Raw genomic sequence first — 17,738 nt, 5'->3', positions numbered from 1 at the left:
GTTCGAGCGGCGGTTCTTTCGCCGCCACACCCCTGTAGGAGGTTCCATGGACGCCATCACCACCACCCCGCAGCCGATCAACGAGCCGGTGGGCTCCTTCGCACCGGGGAGCGCCGAGCGTGCCCGGCTGCAGGCGAAGTTGACCGAGCTTGGTTCGAATCCCACCGAGATCCACAACGTCATCGGCGGCACGCACCGGCGCGGCAACGGGCCCGCGATCGACGTCGTGCAGCCGCACCGGCACGCCGCGGTCCTGGGCACCTTCACCAATGCCGGCGCCCAGGACATCCAGGACGCCGTTGCAGCCGCCACCGCCGCCGCCCCAGGTTGGCGGGCACTGTCCTTCGAGGACCGCGCCGCAGTGTTCCTGCGCGCCGCCGACCTGCTGTCCGGACCGTGGCGTGAAACCCTTTCCGCTGCAACGATGCTCGGCCAGTCAAAGACCGCCTACCAGGCCGAAATCGACACCCCCTGCGAACTGATCGACTTCTGGCGGTTCAACGTCCACTTCGCCCGGCAGATCCTCGCCGACCAACCCATCTCCTCCCCCGGCGTGTGGAACAAGCTCGAATACCGCTCCCTCGAGGGCTTCGTCTACGCCATCACCCCGTTCAACTTCACCGCCATCGCCGGTAACCTGCCCACCGCACCCGCCCTGATGGGCAACACCGTGGTGTGGAAACCGTCGCAGACCCAGGCCGTCGCCGCGTACTGGACGATGAAGCTGCTCGAGGCCGCAGGACTACCGCCCGGTGTGATCAACCTCGTCAACGGTGCCGGCGCCGAGGTCTCCGACGTCGTCCTCGCCGACCCGCGCCTGGCCGGAATCCACTTCACCGGATCCACCGCCACCTTCCAGCACCTGTGGCGCCAGGTCGGAAACAACATCTCGAACTACAACAGCTACCCGCGCCTGGTCGGCGAGACCGGCGGCAAGGACTTCGTCCTCGCCCACAGCTCCGCCAACCCCGACACCCTCACCACCGCACTGCTGCGCGGCGCATTCGACTACCAGGGCCAGAAATGCTCCGCCGCCTCCCGCGCATTCGTCCCGAAGTCGGTGTGGGCGAAGATGGGCAACGACTTCATCGAGAAGGCATCGACACTGACATACGGGGACGTCACCGACTTCTCGAACTTCGGAGGCGCCGTCATCGACCGGCGGGCCTTCGACCGCAACGCCGACGCCATCGCCCGCGCCAAGGCCACCCCGAGCCTGACCATCGCCGCCGGCGGCCACGTCGACGACAGTATCGGCTACTTCGTCGACCCCACCGTCCTGCTCGGTGACGACCCCACCGACGAGGCATTCCGCACCGAGTACTTCGGACCGATCCTGTCCGTGCACGTCTACGACGACTCCGCCGCCGGATCGTTCGACAAGGTCCTCGACCTCGTGGACAAGGGATCCGCCTACGCGCTGACCGGCTCGATCATCGCCGACGACCGCACCGCGATCGCGAAGGCGACCGCCGACCTGCGGTTCGCGGCCGGCAACTTCTACATCAACGACAAGCCCACCGGCGCCGTCGTCGGACAGCAGCCATTCGGTGGTGCACGGGCATCGGGCACCAACGACAAGGCAGGCTCCCCGCAGAACCTGCTCCGCTGGGCCTCCGCACGCACCATCAAGGAAACCTTCGTCCCGGCCACCGATCACCACTACCCCCACCAGGCCGCCGCAGACACCTCCGAGGACATCTGATGGCACCCTCCGATCTGCTCCGGCCTGCACTGCTGGCCGCAGCCCGCTCACCGCGCATAGAACGCACGGTCACTCGCATTCCGGCGACCAAGAGTCTCGTCGACCGGTTCGTCGCCGGCGAGACCGAGAATCAGGCGGTGGCCGCGACGACCGGAATCCTCGACTCCGCCCGCTACATCACCATCGACTACCTCGGCGAGGACACCACCGATCTCGCGCAGGCCTCCCGCACCGTGTCGCATTACCTGACGCTGCTGTCGTCGCTGGCGCAGCTTGCCCCGGCCACCGACAATGGCAGTAGGCCGCGCAGCATCGAGGTATCCCTGAAGCTGTCCGCCCTCGGGCAGTTCCTGCCCCGCGACGGTCACAACGTGGCACTCGAGAACGCCCACAAAATCTGTACCGCGGCCGAAGAAGCCGGCGTATGGGTCACGGTCGACGCCGAGGACCACACCACCACCGACTCGACGTTGTCGATCGTGCGGGAACTGCGGCAGGACTTTTCGTCTCTCGGCACCGTGCTGCAGGCGTACCTGAAGCGCACCGAAGCGGATTGCCGGGACCTCTCGGGGCCGGGATCACGGATCCGGTTGTGCAAGGGCGCCTATAAGGAACCCGCATCTGTTGCCTATCAAGCAAAGACCGCGGTCGACGAGGCGTACCTGCGGTGCCTGCGGATCCTGATGAACGGCCAGGGCTACCCGATGGTCGCGTCGCACGACCCGGCCATGGTCGACGCCGCACTGGCGCGGGCGAAGGCCACGCGTCGCACCACCGACGAGTTCGAATTCCAGATGCTCCACGGCATCCGGGACAACGAACAACTGCGTCTGATCGAAGAGCAGCAGCATCTGCGGGTCTATCTGCCCTACGGCGAGCAGTGGTACGGCTACTTCATGCGTCGTCTCGCCGAGCGCCCCGCCAACCTGGCTTTCTTTCTCAGGTCACTGACCTCGAAGAAGTAGTCAGGGGGCGGAAATGCGGTCACTGTACTTCGTCGGTCCCGGCTCACATTCCGTGGGGCCGGGACCGACGTCTATCCGTTCACCACCCCGGTCCAGTGAGATCTCCGCGGATTTTGTGACACCCAACCACGCTGTCGGCACCTCCTCGGACCTGGCCATTCGTGCAGGTGGCCATATTGGGCGCCGAGGATTCGTCCGATCACATTGGCGGCGCAGTCGGCTCGGGGGCGTCGCCGTTGAATCTCGTCTTGCGAGGGTCGCCCCGACAGGTACCACGTGCCGAGGCATGACTAGGTGAATGTCGGTGGTCTCTGGACGTCTCGTCGAGGAGGCTGAGGTAACGACCGGGTGGCGTCGGCGGTACAGCGCGGAGCACTGTCCACCTGCCGTCTACGCCGTCGAGACCGCCGACGCAGCGAAAGGACTCTCGTGCCGACTGACACCTCTGCAGTATCCGGACGGGACCCTTCGGAAACTGCTGGCGCACAGCTACTGTCTGCCGCGGCCGCAATCCTGGCCGAGCAGCTTGATTGCAGTCAGGACGCCGCCTTCGATTCTCTCCTCGATTTAGCCCGCCGCAAGCACGTCAGCGTTGTCACCGCAGCCGAACACATCCTGTCCCGGCCATCTACGATTCCCGATCTGCGAGAGCAACCGGAACCCCGTCCCACCGTCCATCTGCCACGTGCAGCGCCCACCGACATGGGTGGCGTTCGATGAGGACGGAGCCGCAATCGCCACCCCTGAAAATTTCCCCCACGCGCAAGGAAAACGTCAGTCTCGATTCCGCTGACTGGCGGGCGCATGCCGCGTGCCGTGATGCCGAACTGGCAGTGTTCTTCTCGCCTGACGGTGAACGCGGCCACGCCCGCGACCGGCGCGAAGCGCGCGCCCGGCAGATTTGCCAGCCCTGCCCTGTACTCGCGCAGTGCCGCGATCACGCTCTCGCGGCAGGTGAACCCTACGGTGTGTGGGGTGGCACGACGGAAGCGGATCGACGAAATCACACCCGCCGACTCCGCCGCGGTGAGCTTCGACCGCTCGGGTCCCTGCACCCGCGATCTGTAGCCGGCGGTAATGCGGATGCGACGGTCCGCATTGACTCGTCGGCCGTCGATCGTTCGCATACTGGTGGGGCGTCGAGGGGTCGCCCCACCAGTGCTGTCACGCCGATCCGGAAACCGGTTCCTACCGCCGGACCATCCGAAATCACGTTTGAGTCTTCGCCGCCGACCGGAGTGTCTGTTGCGCTCCGCCGCTAATGGAGACTGATTTCGTCGGTTCGAGCGTGGTGTGCTGCCGGGGTGATCGTTCCTTGAACGCCACGTCGAGGTCGATTCCTGACGACATGAGCCCTCTCACCTCTTCATTGGTCGGCATCTCTTGACCTCGACGCTACGGCCAACGCCTTCAACCTCGCTCTGATCACAGAACCTGCACGCCACCGAAACGCGGCTTCCCTGACGGATTCCATCATTGTTCTCATGATTTTCGTCGGATTCGATCGGATTTACACGAAGGATACAAACATTGACCACGATGGGCTTCGATACTGGCAGGTAGGGGATGTTTGAGTTCCGACGATCGACACGGAGTCGCCATGCACACCAACCATCTCGAGCGCCGGATCCCTCTGGAGAAGTTCTATTGATCGACGGAACAGGATGCCCGGCTGTCCAGAGCGTGACGGTCTGCATCAACGTCGCAGGCGGTGTCGCGTTTGCGGGACCAGGGCGCCGTGCACCGAAGCAATCATTCGCGGTGTTTCGCGACGGCGGGATCGTCAAAGACACCGTGTTGCCGTCATCACCCCGATCAGTTGCGACGACGGGCTAGGCCGGTTCATGCTCACATCAATGACCGCCATGAAACCCGAGGGCGCGGAGCCACGTCAAGGTCGCCTTCTACGAGTCGTCGAACGGGCCGGGAACAAACTTCCTCACCCGGTTCTACTCTTCGCCGGATTGCTCGTGCTCGTCGGGGTGGGCTCGACCGCACTCGCGCTCGGCGGTGCATCGGTCACCATTCCCGGAAGCGATGAGGTCGTCCTCGTACACGGGTTGTTCACCGGTGAGGGCCTGCGATGGTTACTGACCAATGCCGTCACGAACTTCACTGGATTTCCACCGCTCGGCACCGTACTTCTGATGGTGATGGCAGTCGGCACCGCCGAAAGAAGCGGATTACTTCGAGCGGCGGTCCAGAGCACGATCGGACGAGCACCGCGGTCCGTCATACCCTACGCCGTAGCCTTCGTGTCGCTCCAGGGTCATTTCATGGGGGATGTCGTGTTCCTGGTCGTTCCGCCATTGGCTGCGGCAGTTTTTCGTAACGCGGGCCGCAACCCGGTCGCCGGGCTCATCGGGTCTTTCGCCTGTGTGTCTGCGGGGTATGCATCCGGATTCACTGTCGGAACCCTCGATGCGCTGTATGCCGGAATCACTGTCAAGGCGGCCGCGATACTCCCTGGGTACGACACCGTGGCAACTCACATCCTCATCAACTACTTCTTCACGGCCACCTCATCCTTGATTCTTGCGATGGTCGGCGGATTCATCATCGTGCGAGTACTCGAGCCTCGACTGCCGAGACCTGAAGGGTATATCGATCACGAGGCCGAAAGCCCCCTCACCGGCCGGGAGATACAGGCACTCGTCATCGCCGCCGCCGTCGGTTCCATCCTCGTCGTCGCTGCTCTGGCCACGTGGCTGGTACCGGGAAGCCCACTGCGCGGCGCGAACGGCGCTCTCATTCCTTCACCGTTTCTCTCCAGCATTCCGCCAATGCTGTTCGTGGTCTTCCTGATACCCGCGATCGTCTACGGATTCCTGGTTGGATCCTTCACTCGTACGGAAGACGTGCCGAATGCCATGGGTGAGTCGCTGAAAGCGATGAGCGGCTACATCGTGCTGATGTTCTTCGTCGCCCAGATGATCGCAACGTTTACTTGGTCCAACGTGGGCATCCTGCTCTCCGTAAAGCTGGCGACGGCCCTGGAAGCAATGGGACTCGACGGATTCGCCGGGATCACCCTCTTCATTCTGTTGATCTGCATCCTGAATCTGTTCATTCTCTCCGGATCAGCGATGTGGTCTTTAGTAGCCCCGGTGTTTATTCCCACGTTCATGCTGCTCGGACTCTCACCCGCAGTCACTTTGGCGGCATTCAGAATCGGAGACTCGACCACTGCGCTGGTAACACCGATGAACGTCTACCTCTTCCTCATACTGGCAATGATGCAGAAGTACGAGCCGAAAACGCGATTCGGGACACTGATTTCTCGTACGAGCCTCTTCGTGATTCCGTTCATCGTCGCCTGGACACTTGTTCTGGCCATCTTCTACTTCCTGAATCTACCTCTAGGCCCGGGCGCGGCAGTACGACTACACTGAATATGATTTCATCTCAGTCTATTTGACGACAATTCCCGCATTCGCACCTGGATGCAATGGGCAGACGCGCACCATGCACTCGCGTCGACATCGAAGGAGCTCACTCCCTTGCGGAAGCACTATGCGGACACCCCACACGGTCAGATTCACTACATAGCCTCAGGCACGGGTGACCCGCTGTTCCTGCTGCATCAAACGCCACGGTCGAGCGACGAGTACCGAGACGTGATCCCCCTGGTCAGCGACAACCATCACGTTATCGCAATGGACACACTGGGCTTCGGCGCCTCCGATTCACCGGACGAGCCCTGGACCATCGAGCTGTTCGCGGCCGGGGTCCTCGCCGTGGCCGACAGCCTGAATATCCAACAATTCGACATCGTGGGTCATCACACAGGAGGCGTCGTTGGCATTGAAGTTGCCGCATCAAATCCACAACGCGTCCGGAGCCTGGTGCTGTCCGGCGTCCCCTATGTCGATGCCGAGCGACGCCGCAAGGTCGCGCTCGGTCCGACGATCGACGGGGTACCGCTGTCGACGGATGGGTCGCATCTGAAGCAGTTGCGGCAGAAACGCGCCCCCTTCTACCCACTCGATCGTCCGGACTTGCTCGATCGCCTCCTCGTCGACGCGCTCAAGGTCGGGGCGCGAGTCGAGGAAGGCCATCAAGCAGTCAACAACTATCGCATGGAAGACAGGATTGAGAGCGTCTACGCCCCGACGTTGATCCTTTGCGGCGAACTGGACACATTCTCACTGCCCGACGTGCCCCGCTTGGTCGCGCACCTTCGCGATTCTCGCCAAAGTATACTGCCCGGTACCGGCGTACCGTCCGTCGATCACAAGCCAGACCAGTTCGCAAAGGAAGTGCTCCGGTTCTTGGACTCCCTTGCTGCCCAGTAGTTCACGAAGTTCTCCGTAGGACTCCACCGTCTCGCCTGATGGTGCACATCTCGCGTGCACCATCAGGAATATCGATCTAGATCAGCGGCATGACCAGATCAGCGTACGAGTTCATCAACTCGTACGGCAGATCGTACGAACCGACATGCTGCAACAGTATCTTGGAAGCACCCGCGCGCCGTGCCCGCTCGATGCCCGCGGCGATCTCGGTCGGGGTACCGAACAGGCAGAAAGTCTGCGCGAACTTGACCGCGTCATCGTCGCTGATCCATTCCGAGCACCGCTCGACAGCCAGGTCCCAATCTTCGGCATGAATCACATCCGGATAGATCCCATCGATTCTGGACGGCACGACAACGTCGATTCCAGCGAGTGCAAGCGCGCTCGCACCTCCGTGCTGTGCAATGCCCGCGCATATCGGTTTCAGCATCCGGGCATCACGACCCAGGTCATCGGTGACGTGGCAGTGCGCAGACACTGTGATGGACACAGAGTCCGGTCGCCGCCCCGCAGCGAGCACTCCGGCATTCACCAACGCACAACTTCTGGAGAGTGTTGCGGGAGAGACGCCGCTCAGCAGGATAGCGCCGTCGGCCAGCTCGCCGGCGAGTCGAAGATTCTTGGGGCCACTGGCTGCCATGAACAGTGGCACCTCGGGCCCAGGGTCACGTAAACGCCCTCGGACACCATTGAATTCGTGTTCCTCACCGTCGAGAAGCGTGCGAAGTGCGGAAATGGCGGTTGCCAGTTCGGATTGCCTACTCGGTCGCATTCCGATCGGTTGTACAGAGCTGTTACCGGTGCCGATTCCGAGGGTGAAGCGACCCGGTGCCAGTTCCGTGACCGTGCGTGTAGCAGACGCAATGACACTGGGATGCCTTGTCACCACGTTGGTCACCGCGGTACCCAACTGGATACTCGACGTCGCGATCGCACAAGCAGTGAGAACAGCAAACGGATCTCTCCACAGTAGTTGCGAGTCCGGAATCCAGACCTGATCGAAACCCAGTTGCTCAGCCTCGCCGGCCGCTCGGGCCACTTCTTGCGCCGATACGCACGGTGGGAGACGAATCCCTACCTCGATCCCGGTCATGCGACGGTGGAATTCAACGTAATAGCCATGTCAACTCGCCCGACTTCCGTGTAGGTGCTCAAACCATTCCATGGGCCCTCCCGTGGAATCGAAGATGTCGCAATGGGGTTTCGTCGTCCATACCTTTGGTCCACTGAGTCGACCGCCCTAGGTTTTGCTGACCGGACCGCACATGATTTTCCGGCAGGACCGACCTGTCTACCACGGTCCGGTCAACAGACCCCAAACGTCAGGGTGGCCGTGACGGCTACCTAGGCTCGAATGATCAGCCAGGCCAGTCGTCCGGTCGGTCCACTGCGCCCCAGGGCAACCTTCGAACCTGGGTGCGACCAGACGACGGAACCTCCGCCGGCATCCGAGTTCGCACCGTTCGCACGATTGTGTCCTGACAACACCTTCCTGACCACCCCCGCCAGCCACTACTCGAGGAGTTCAAAATGCGCGCCGCACGACTGCACCAGTTCGGGCAATCACCTGTGATCGACGAGATCGACATTCCCAGCAGAGAACCGGGGCAGTCTCTGGTCAAGATCGACGCTGCTGCCCTGGGACACCTCGACATCACCATCGCCAGCGGAACTTTCGATATAAGACCGCAGCTACCACACACCGGCGGAACCCACGGTTCGGCCACCGTTGTCGATTCGGACACTATCGCTCCCGGTACCCGTGTGTTGGTTCGCGGCGACGGGGTCGGACTGTTCAGAAACGGATGCTGGGCGGAGTACCTCGTCACATCCGACAAGGCACTCACTCCGTACGATCCCAATTTATCGCCGGCGGTGGCAGCCACCTTCTCCCTGCCGACCGCCACCGGCTACGTCGCCGTCCACGACATCGCCAGGGTCGTACAGGGTGAACGAGTCATCGTGTCCGGCGCTTCCGGCGCAGTGGGATCGATGGCGGCGCAGTTCGCGCTCCTCGCCCGTGCCGCCGAAGTGATCGGAGTCGTCCCGCGAGCAGACCAGACTGCTTTGCTTCCGGACGGGGTCCGTCCGGTTGTCGGCCGCGGTGACGATGTGGCAGCTGCCCTCGGCACCGAACCGGTCGCCGAGGTGCTCATCGATACACTGGGCGGCGACGTTCTACCGCAACTATTGCAGAGAGTCACGCCCGGCGGCCGGGCCGTGCTCATCGGATATACCCTCGGCAGAACACTGACTCTGGATCTACCCAACTGGCTCCTCAGCGACGTACAGCTGCTGCCCCTCAATATGATGCGGAAGACCGCCCGTCAAGCCGAGCTTGCGCCGGAGATGATCCGCCGTCTCGCTGCCGGTGAACTGACGCTTGCGATTCAAGAGTTTGCACTCGACGACATCGCCTCTGGTCTGCAACTGATGCAGGAGGGGAAGCTGACCGGCCGCGCCGTTCTCGTACCCTGATCAATACCCGCAAGGAGGACCGTGACCCGGGGTCCAGACCGAACCTTCGCTCCGATTCCCCGTGGCGATGCCCATCTCTGCTCTCCTTCGCCTGCGAGCTGCCGAAGGCGGAGAGGCCAATGCGTTACGCGGCCGGAGATCCGTCACCTATCGTGAGCTACTCGCCCATCCGTCGTGATGACCCGCTCCGCTCCGCGGGTTCGATCTACAGCAATCGTTAGCGCCGGATCCCAGTGACCGGACCGCAATCGTTGCCTCGAGCCGCCGCCGGCGTGGAGAGTTATCGAGTCTGGTGCACGGTGGAAGGAAGGTAACTGTTGAATAGTCGCGAAAGCTCTCCCGGTTCCGCATTGCCGAAGGAGATCATCGAGTTCTTGCGCACCGATGTGCGGGAGCGAAGCGATGACCTTCTCGCGGTCAGTCATCGTATTCACGCTCAACCGGAACTTCGGTTCGCGGAGCACTTCGCATCAGGATTGCTCGGCGACATCCTGAGGCGCGAGGGCTTCGACACCGAAGCCGGGATCGCCGGTCTTCGTACCGCCTTCGTGGCAAGCTACGGATCCGCCGAGAACGGACCAACCGTGGCAATCTTTCTCGAATACGATGCGTTGGAGACCATCGGGCACGGATGCGGACACAACGTCATTGCCTCGATCGGACTCGGCGCTGCGCTGAGCGTCAAGCGTTGGATGGAGTCCAGCAAGCTGAACGTCGGCAGGCTGTTGGTTATCGGAAGCCCTGGAGAAGAAGGTGGCGGAGGAAAGAACCACCTCATCGACAGTGGTCGACTCGACGACATCGACATAGCAATGATGATGCATCCCGAGGGAGAAAATCTGTCGGCGATGGCCACACTGGGAAGAGTGGCGCTGGATTTCGACTTCTCGGGGCGCGCGGCACACGCGGCTGTCAGCCCGGAGAAGGGGGTCAACGCACTCGACGCGTCGGTTCTCACGCTGAACGCGATCGGGCTGCTCCGACAGCAATTGCCCTCCGACGTTCGTGTCCACGCAATCATGACCGACGGTGGCGAGGTCCCCAACATCATCCCCGAGCACAGTTCCGTCCGTGTGTATGTCCGCGCTCCGGATTCTCGCTACCTTATCGACGAGCTACAGCCCAGAATCGAAAACTGCGCACGGGGTGCGGCGTTGGCGACAGGTGCCACACTCAGTATCTCGAAGCAATCGCCAACGTATGCGGCAATGGCTCCCAATCCGGTTCTGGCTCAACTCGTCGAAGACGGCTTCGCCATCGTCGGGCGCACCACGAGTCCGACACGACCGGACGCATTCCCAGGTTCGACGGATATGGGCAACGTCAGTCAGATCATCCCGTCCATTCACCCATGCATCGAATTGGTGCCCGGATTGGGAATGCACACACGCGAGGCTGCCACCGCCGCCCGCGGCCCCCACGGAGATAGTGCGGTTCTCGACGGTGCATTCGTCCTTGCGATGACTGCTGTCCGAGTATTCCTTTCCCCCGACCTGACTGCCCGGATCAAGGAATCGTTCACCGAAGGCGTCAGGGTCGGCATTTGACCGAGGCACAGTCGCCACACAGGGTAGATCGACCACTGAACAACGGGAATACCACCGGCTTGCGCACGGTATCCCTGGTCATAATACTCGGTGCGCTGACGGCACTGGGGCCGCTTACGGTTTCGCTTTATCTTCCAGCTCTTCCGACGATCACCTCCGAATTCGGCGCGTCCGCGACCATGGTGCAGCTGACGTTGACCGGCACACTGGCGGGACTCGCTTTGGGCCAGGTGGTCATCGGACCCTGTTCCGACATCTACGGCAGACGCCGTCCCATCATCGTCGGCACCGCAATACATGTCTCCGCTTCTGTGTTGTGCTTCTTCGCAACATCGATACCGATGCTGTCGGCACTGCGGGTGTTGCAGGGGTTCGGCGCCGCTGCTGCCGGTGTCGTGGCTATGGCCGTCGTCAGAGACTTGTACGTCGGCCACTCTGCCGCTGTGATGCTCTCCCGCGTCATTCTTGTCATCGGAGTTGCTCCGATCATCGCCCCCTCGGTCGGCGGCCTACTGCTCAGCTTCATGCCCTGGCGCGGCGTATTCCTGTTCCTCGCAGTACTCGGAGTCGCCGCGTTGTCGATCGCCGTGCGGGCAATGCCCGAGACCCTTCCCCCACAATCGCGGAGGTCGCCAGGAGTGCGAGGCATACTATGCACGTACGCGATGCTTGCCCGGGACCGCCCATTCTCCCTGTTCGTGCTCATCGGCGGGGTCGTCCGAATTGCCCAGTGGGGCTATATCGCTGGATCGTCGTTCGTTATTCAGTACCAGTTCGGATTGAGCGTCGGCGCTTATGGTTTACTCTTCGCTGCCGGTGCTGTCGTAATCACCGTGGCGTCACAGTTGAACGTCCTGTTGCTCGTACGTTGGTCGCCGCTGCAGGTCGCTCGGTGGTCACTCCTCGCGGCTGTTCTCGCAGGTGCGGCGTTTGTCCTCATGGCCGCCACGAACACCGGAGGCCTGGGGGGATTCGAGATACCCCTGCTGATTGTTCTCGGGTCGATCGGCCTGGTAACGCCCAACGTTCCTGCCCTGGCCCTGTCGCGTCACGGAGAGGCTGCCGGCGGTGCATCTGCGTTGTTGGGATTCACTCAGTTCGCAGCAGCCGCAGCTGCCGCGCCGCTCGTCGGAGTCCTGGGCACCGACAGTCTTGCCGTTTCATCGGTGATGACAGGAGCGGCAGTCTTGGCCTTCTGTCTGCTCTTCTTGGTCCGCAATACCCATGTGGTCTCCTGACACCCGAAAGACAAACATGCACGTCCATTCGCCCTCGGGCATCTCCGGCAGTCTCGCCTTCTTCGATTCCGGAGATCGCCATCGTGCAAACGCAACGACCACTGTCTACCTCGGCGGTCTCGGATCAGCCAGCAGCGTTGCGTTTACGTCCGTTGTCGCTCATCCCGCAACCCAGGGGCGGTCGATAACGGTCGACCTTTTCGGTAGCGGCTGGAGTGACCATCCCGACGACTTCACCTACTCCGTCGAGGACCATGCCGCATCCGTCGCGTCGGTCCTCGATTCCATCGGACTCGAATTGGTAAGCCTTGTCGGCCACAGCTTGGGCGGCTCCATTGCCATCGCACTGTCCACGTAACGGCCGGACCTGACCGGACACCTGATGGTCTGCGAAGGAAACCTCGACCCCGGAATGGGGGCACTATCGGCAAAAATCGCATCATGGGACGAAGGTGAATTCATAGCGCACGGACACGCCGCCCTGATCGCCTCACTGCAGACGGAGGCTGTTGAGGGACAAACCAACTCAGCAGACTTCGCGCACACTGTGGCGCGATGGTCCCCCGCCGGTCTGCACCGCACAGCGGTCTCGCTAATCGGCAATCGTGAGCCGACATTTCGGGCTCAGCTCGCGGCGTTGCACATTCCACGCGTGTTCGTCACCGGGTCGACGTCTCGACTGGACACCGCCGAACTCTCCACAATGGGATGCGACATCAGAGTCGTCGCCGACGCCGGTCACATCATGATGAACGATAACCTCGACGGATTCTGCGCCGCGATCGCCTGATTTCAAGGTGCACTACCCTCCACCCGCCGTTTCGACCAGCTGCCCTTCGACGAAGGAGAGCACGCCGTCACCTCCGCCGGGTCGCCGAGCTTCATTGCGTCCACATGACAGGCCGTCCAGCACGTCGGGGCAAACTTCCGGGATCGCCACTCAAATCGCCAAACGACACCGCCACCTCCACCCCGATCACCCACCGGTGTGGAGGCCGGCGACGCACGCCGCGACGATCGCTTCAACTGTGCCGTCATCGAGCAGTCCCTCGACCCGGAACATCATGGCCCTATCCACCCTGTCGCCGACCGCGCCATCGCACTCACAGCGCAATCCGGACGCCCTCGGTGAACGACTCGCGCACCTGATCCATCAACTCGGGTGTGGTGAACAGTTGGGCCGCGGTCATTGCCATGATCAGCGCGCCATCGAGAACGGCCTTGTCACCGGGTTTACCGGCCGCGAGGGCCGCAGCTTCTCGGGTATGCATTCCGAGTCCGGGTACGAACTCGATATTGGGATGAATCGCCGGAACGATCTGACTCACATTGCCCATGTCCGTGGACCCTGGAAAAACCTCGGCACGGGCCGGTTCTGTGATGCGGCCGACCCGCGCGAAGTTCTTCTCGATCAGGGCCCCGAGAACTGCATTCGGCGCGAGCGCTGCATAGGTGGGCGACTGGTTTGTGATACTGACCGTTGCTCCGGTGGCGAGTGCAGCACCACGCGCGCAATTCTCGACCTTGGGCTGCAACTCATCCACCAGCGTGCGGGTGTCTTCCGCCCGAATGTACGCACGAACTAGACTGCGTTCGGGAATGATGTTCGGTGCCTCGCCGCCATCGAGAATAACCGCATGAACACGACTATCGGTCGACAACTGCTGCCGTAAAAGGCCTATCGCGTTGAGTGTGAGCACGGCAGCATCGAGCGCATTGATCCCCAGATGAGGACTCACTGCGGCGTGGGCGGCCCGCCCGCTGAACTCGAAGTCGACAGCGACCCTACCCAATGTCCGCATTACAGAGAGATTCTCACCGGATGGATGCATCATCAGTGCTGCATCGATGCCATCGAGAAGTCCTGCGGCGATGAGATGGTTCTTCCCACCCCCACCCTCTTCACCTGGGCTTCCGACGACGAGGATCCGCCCGAAATGTCGGCCCTCTTGCTCCATCCAACGCTTCGTACCGAGTGCAGCACCCAGGCCCATCGACGCAATGACATTGTGGCCGCATCCGTGTCCGATCGTCTCGAGTGCGTCGTACTCGAGGACGAACGCAACGGTCGGCCCGTCGGCTTCGGATCCGAAATCCGCGATGAATGCAGTCGGAAGATCCGCGACTCCGATCTCGACTCGAAACCCCTCCTTCTGCAACGTCTCCGTTAGAAGAGCAGACGCGAAGCGTTCCTCGAAGCGCAGTTCCGGTTGGCGGTGAATCCTGTGACTGACGTCCAGGAGACCCGCGGCATAGTGCTCGACACTGTCGCGAATAGCGCGTTCGGTCTCCAATCGCAGCCCGACGTCGACACCCTGATCGTTCATTGTGCCCATTACGCGCCTGCACCTTCTGCATCGAAGTTTGCCCTGTCTGCAACGGCGGGGGTCATGTGCACCCAGGGCCTCGCCGATTCAATTTGTGCCGCAGTGGATATCAAGAGATCGTCACGACCGAAGGCTGCAACCAACTGCACGGCCAACGGTTCACCTGCGGACGTGAACCCATAGGGGACGGAGATCGCCGGCTGGCCCGTCGAGTTGATCGGAGCGGTGAAGGTCAGAACGTCGATGGTCTTCTCGACCCCGCCGGGTTCGGACCACGGCCAGCTCAGCTTCGGAGGCGTCGTAGCGAAGACCGGACTGAGAAGCAGGTCGAATCCCGACGCCCACCAATTCCCCATGCGGGAACGTAACCCGCCCAGCCAGTTCAGCGAATCGGCGAGATCCACACCCGACATCTCCCGCCCTCGGCGCTCCCAATGACGCGAGATCACGTCGAGTTCGTCGAATGCGAGCGCGCGGCCGACCTCCACCTCGATCGCGTCGATCGATTGAGCCACCGTGACGCTGAGTGAGTCGAAGAAGGCACGGATGTTCCGAGGGTCGAACATCGTGTCGGGATAGGAACTGTCGACGGTGTGTCCCAAGCTCTCGAGTAGTCGTGCGGCATCGAGAATCGCATCACTCACCTCAGCATCCACCGGCGCCGAGAGCCCGGCTGGGCATGTGACGAATCCGATTCTGAGCCGCGTCGGCGCTCGCTTCAGCGCCCCGAGCAGGCCACCCTCGATGAGGGCTGGCCGTCCCTGGTCGCCAGGCTCGCCGCCCGACACCGCGTCGACGATCCCCGCTGTGTCGCGGACGGTTCGGGTGAGGACGCCGGGCACACTGTGGCCCCATCGATCTGCCGTCGCAGGTCCGGTGCTGATCAGGCCCCGGCTAGGCTTGAGCCCGACGAGATGGCAGAAGGCCGCGGGCATGCGGATCGAACCGCCCCCGTCGCCGCCGTGTGCTGCTGGCACCATTCCCGCAGCGACGGCTGTCGCTGCTCCTCCAGAAGACCCACCTGATGTGAGATCGAGTCGCCACGGGTTTCTGGTAATTCCGTGTGCCTTGCTCTCCGTCGTAGATACGATGCCGAGTTCCGGCGCTGCAGATCGACCGACAACGATGAAACCCGCTTCCCGGAATCGACGGGCAATGACCGCGTCGGACTTGGCAGTCGACCCGAAATCTTTGAGCACCAGCGTTCCCCGGTCATTGGGGTCGCCTTCCATTGCTGTCAAGCCCTTGATCAGAGTGGGTACTCCTGCGAACGGAGCCGAAGCGTCGACCGTCTCCGATTCCGCCAGCGCTGCCCCGAACCGTCTGTGGTTCACTGCGTTGAGAACCGGGTCGAGACGATCGATTCTCTCGATCGCATCCTGCACGAGCTCGCGTGGCGCGACCTCCCCAGTGCGTACCAGCTCCGCCTGCGTCGTGGCGTCGAGCCATTGCGTGTCTATGATGCTTCCTTTCGTGAGATCCGCGGCGCGCGACCGTGCGGGCAGATCGATGTCATGCCGACTTGGCCTGGCTCGACAGACGTTGCCGTTCACGAGGGTCGACCGACGGTATCGCCGCAACCAGCGCCTGCGTGTAGGGATGCGACGGTGCATCGAACACTTCCTCGGGCGTTCCGCTTTCGACGATCTCGCCGGATTTCATCACGATCACACGATCACTGATTGCGCGTACGACGGCCAGATTGTGCGAGATCAGAATGTATGTCAGGCCGCGATCACGCTGAATCCGAGCGAGCAGTTCGAGCACCTGCGCCTGAACGGTCACATCGAGCGCCGACGTCGGTTCGTCCAACAGCACCACTTCGGGTGACGCTGCGATCGCACGAGCGATCGCGATCCGCTGCTTCTGTCCGCCGGAGAACTGATGCGGGAATCGATCCCCACTGTCTGCGGGTAGTCCGACTTCTTCGAGCACAGTGCGCACGCGCTCGGCGTGTCGGTGCCCCTTGTTGGAAACAGTCAATGGCTCACGAATGGAGTTCTTGATCTTCAATCGCGGGTTGAGTGATCCCGATGGATGCTGAAAGACCATCTGGACAGCGTTGCGGAATTCCCGGAGTCGGCCACTGCGCATTCCACCGTAGTCGACATCCTCGAAGGCGACCGATCCACTGGTTGCCTTCTCCAATTGGATGAGAATCCTGGCAAGCGTGCTCTTTCCCGAGCCCGACTCGCCAACGATCCCCAGAACTTCGCCGCGATGGACATCCAATGTGATGCCCTTCAACGCGTCGACGAACCCACTGCTCGTCCGATATCTACGACCAAGGTCGTGCACCGAGAAAACCGTCGCGTCACCGGCATTCCGCGGTCTACTTGCGGAGGGGGCGGAACGTTCACTTCGTTCGATGGTGGGAACTGCCCTCAACAACGTCTGTGTGTAGGTTGTCTGAGGCTCCAGCAACACGTCCTCGACGTCGCCCTGTTCGATGATCTTCCCGTCGAGCATCACCGCGACCCGGTCAGAAGTCTGCGCGATAACGCCGATGTCGTGGGAGATCAGCAGGATTGCGACGCCGAACTCGTCGCGAATGGAGCGGAAGAGGTCCAATATCCCGGCCTGCACCGTGACGTCGAGAGCAGTTGTGGGCTCGTCGGCTAGCAGCAGGTCCGGTTCGCCGGCGAGTGCCAGTGCAACGGCTGCGCGTTGGCGAAGTCCGCCGGAGAGCTGGTGTGGGTATTGTCTGGCGCGGATCTCGGGGTTAGGTATTCCAACCCGTTCCAGTAGGTCGATCACAGCAGTGCGGCATTTGCTCTTGGGTAGGCTGCGGTGGCGCTTCACCACCTCGGCGACTTGAGCACCGACCCTCATACACGGATCGAGTGCGCCCATTGCGTCTTGAAATACCATGGCGGCGCGGCTGCCGCGAAGTTTCACGAGATCCGATGTTTCGGCTTCGAGCATGTCCGTCCCGCACACCGAGAAGTGGTTGCCTGCAACAGTGGCCGATCCGTCGAGGAGCCCGAGACACGCCATCGCGACGGAACTCTTCCCGCTTCCACTCTCGCCGATCAATCCGACGATCTCACCGGGGTGGACGACGAGGTCCACGCCTTTGACGCTCGGAACGGCATCGCCGTAGGCAATGGTGAGGCCTCGGATGTCCACGATGGGTTGTCGCGAGTCATCGCAATCGTTCAGGGTCATCGTCGCAATTGTGTT

The 17,738-nt window shown here is 62.2% G+C and carries 14 protein-coding genes and 1 pseudogene; 11 read left to right on the top strand and 4 right to left on the bottom strand.

Annotation, left to right across the window (positions count from 1 at the left end; genetic code table 11):
• Window positions 1-46: 46 nt before the first annotated feature.
• From pruA to ACFVJ3_RS35575, 6 genes and pseudogenes are all read left to right on the top strand, one after another.
• Window positions 47-1,705, top strand: coding sequence for an L-glutamate gamma-semialdehyde dehydrogenase (gene pruA, locus ACFVJ3_RS35600; RefSeq protein WP_378456535.1), 1,659 nt, complete (start codon window positions 47-49; stop codon window positions 1,703-1,705).
• On the top strand, window positions 1,705-2,670 hold the full coding sequence (locus ACFVJ3_RS35595) for a proline dehydrogenase family protein (RefSeq protein ID WP_378456534.1): 966 nt from the start codon (window positions 1,705-1,707) through the stop codon (window positions 2,668-2,670). Before pruA ends, ACFVJ3_RS35595 begins: the two co-directional genes overlap by 1 nt.
• Window positions 2,671-3,018: 348 nt before the next feature.
• Entirely contained in the window at window positions 3,019-3,390 is a 372-nt protein-coding gene (locus ACFVJ3_RS35590; RefSeq protein ID WP_378456533.1) for an ANTAR domain-containing protein, read from the top strand.
• Window positions 3,387-3,611, top strand: a pseudogene (locus tag ACFVJ3_RS35585) (WhiB family transcriptional regulator); the annotation flags it as partial. The gene ACFVJ3_RS35590 and the pseudogene ACFVJ3_RS35585, both read left to right, overlap by 4 nt.
• 723 nt (window positions 3,612-4,334) lie before the next feature.
• Window positions 4,335-6,062 (top strand): AbgT family transporter, encoded by a 1,728-nt coding sequence (locus ACFVJ3_RS35580; protein ID WP_378456532.1) that lies wholly within the window; start codon window positions 4,335-4,337, stop codon window positions 6,060-6,062.
• Between the two features lie 108 nt (window positions 6,063-6,170).
• Window positions 6,171-6,965 (top strand): alpha/beta fold hydrolase, encoded by a 795-nt coding sequence (locus tag ACFVJ3_RS35575; RefSeq protein ID WP_378456531.1) that lies wholly within the window; start codon window positions 6,171-6,173, stop codon window positions 6,963-6,965.
• Between the two features lie 76 nt (window positions 6,966-7,041).
• Here ACFVJ3_RS35575 and ACFVJ3_RS35570 read toward each other — a convergent pair whose 3' ends face one another.
• Complete coding sequence (locus ACFVJ3_RS35570; protein WP_378456530.1) at window positions 7,042-8,058, bottom strand: LLM class flavin-dependent oxidoreductase; 1,017 nt, start codon at window positions 8,056-8,058, stop codon at window positions 7,042-7,044.
• A 437-nt stretch (window positions 8,059-8,495) separates the two neighbouring features.
• Here ACFVJ3_RS35570 and ACFVJ3_RS35565 point away from each other — a divergent pair, with 437 nt between their 5' ends.
• From ACFVJ3_RS35565 to ACFVJ3_RS35545, 5 genes are all read left to right on the top strand, one after another.
• Window positions 8,496-9,443, top strand: a complete 948-nt coding sequence (locus ACFVJ3_RS35565) for a zinc-binding alcohol dehydrogenase family protein (RefSeq protein ID WP_378456529.1) — start codon at window positions 8,496-8,498, stop codon at window positions 9,441-9,443.
• 317 nt (window positions 9,444-9,760) lie between these two features.
• Window positions 9,761-10,990 carry a M20 family metallopeptidase gene (locus ACFVJ3_RS35560; RefSeq protein ID WP_378456528.1) on the top strand — a complete coding sequence of 410 codons (1,230 nt, stop codon included), beginning with the start codon at window positions 9,761-9,763 and terminating at the stop codon, window positions 10,988-10,990.
• Window positions 10,987-12,228, top strand: coding sequence for a multidrug effflux MFS transporter (locus ACFVJ3_RS35555; protein WP_378456527.1), 1,242 nt, complete (start codon window positions 10,987-10,989; stop codon window positions 12,226-12,228). Before ACFVJ3_RS35560 ends, ACFVJ3_RS35555 begins: the two co-directional genes overlap by 4 nt.
• Window positions 12,229-12,244: 16 nt before the next feature.
• Entirely contained in the window at window positions 12,245-12,586 is a 342-nt protein-coding gene (locus ACFVJ3_RS35550) for an alpha/beta fold hydrolase (RefSeq protein ID WP_378456526.1), read from the top strand.
• A 294-nt stretch (window positions 12,587-12,880) separates the two neighbouring features.
• Window positions 12,881-13,018: a hypothetical protein gene (locus ACFVJ3_RS35545; RefSeq protein WP_378456525.1), complete on the top strand. Its 138-nt coding sequence runs from the start codon at window positions 12,881-12,883 to the stop codon at window positions 13,016-13,018.
• 313 nt (window positions 13,019-13,331) lie between these two features.
• On the opposite strand, the gene ACFVJ3_RS35540 is transcribed toward ACFVJ3_RS35545, so the two are convergent.
• From ACFVJ3_RS35540 to ACFVJ3_RS35530, 3 genes are read right to left on the bottom strand one after another with little or no spacing between them, the layout of a single operon-like run.
• Window positions 13,332-14,555 (bottom strand): M20 family metallopeptidase, encoded by a 1,224-nt coding sequence (locus tag ACFVJ3_RS35540; protein WP_378456580.1) that lies wholly within the window; start codon window positions 14,553-14,555, stop codon window positions 13,332-13,334.
• Window positions 14,556-14,563: 8 nt separating this feature from the next.
• Complete coding sequence (locus tag ACFVJ3_RS35535) at window positions 14,564-16,168, bottom strand: amidase (protein WP_378456524.1); 1,605 nt, start codon at window positions 16,166-16,168, stop codon at window positions 14,564-14,566.
• Entirely contained in the window at window positions 16,068-17,723 is a 1,656-nt protein-coding gene (locus ACFVJ3_RS35530; RefSeq protein ID WP_378456579.1) for a dipeptide ABC transporter ATP-binding protein, read from the bottom strand. The genes ACFVJ3_RS35535 and ACFVJ3_RS35530 overlap by 101 nt, the downstream gene beginning before the upstream one ends.
• Window positions 17,724-17,738: the final 15 nt, after the last annotated feature.

This window comes from Rhodococcus sp. NPDC127593 (assembly GCF_042671975.1).
Classification (GTDB): Bacteria; Actinomycetota; Actinomycetes; order Mycobacteriales; family Mycobacteriaceae; genus Rhodococcus_F.
This window is presented reverse-complemented; position numbering and strand designations above follow the sequence as displayed.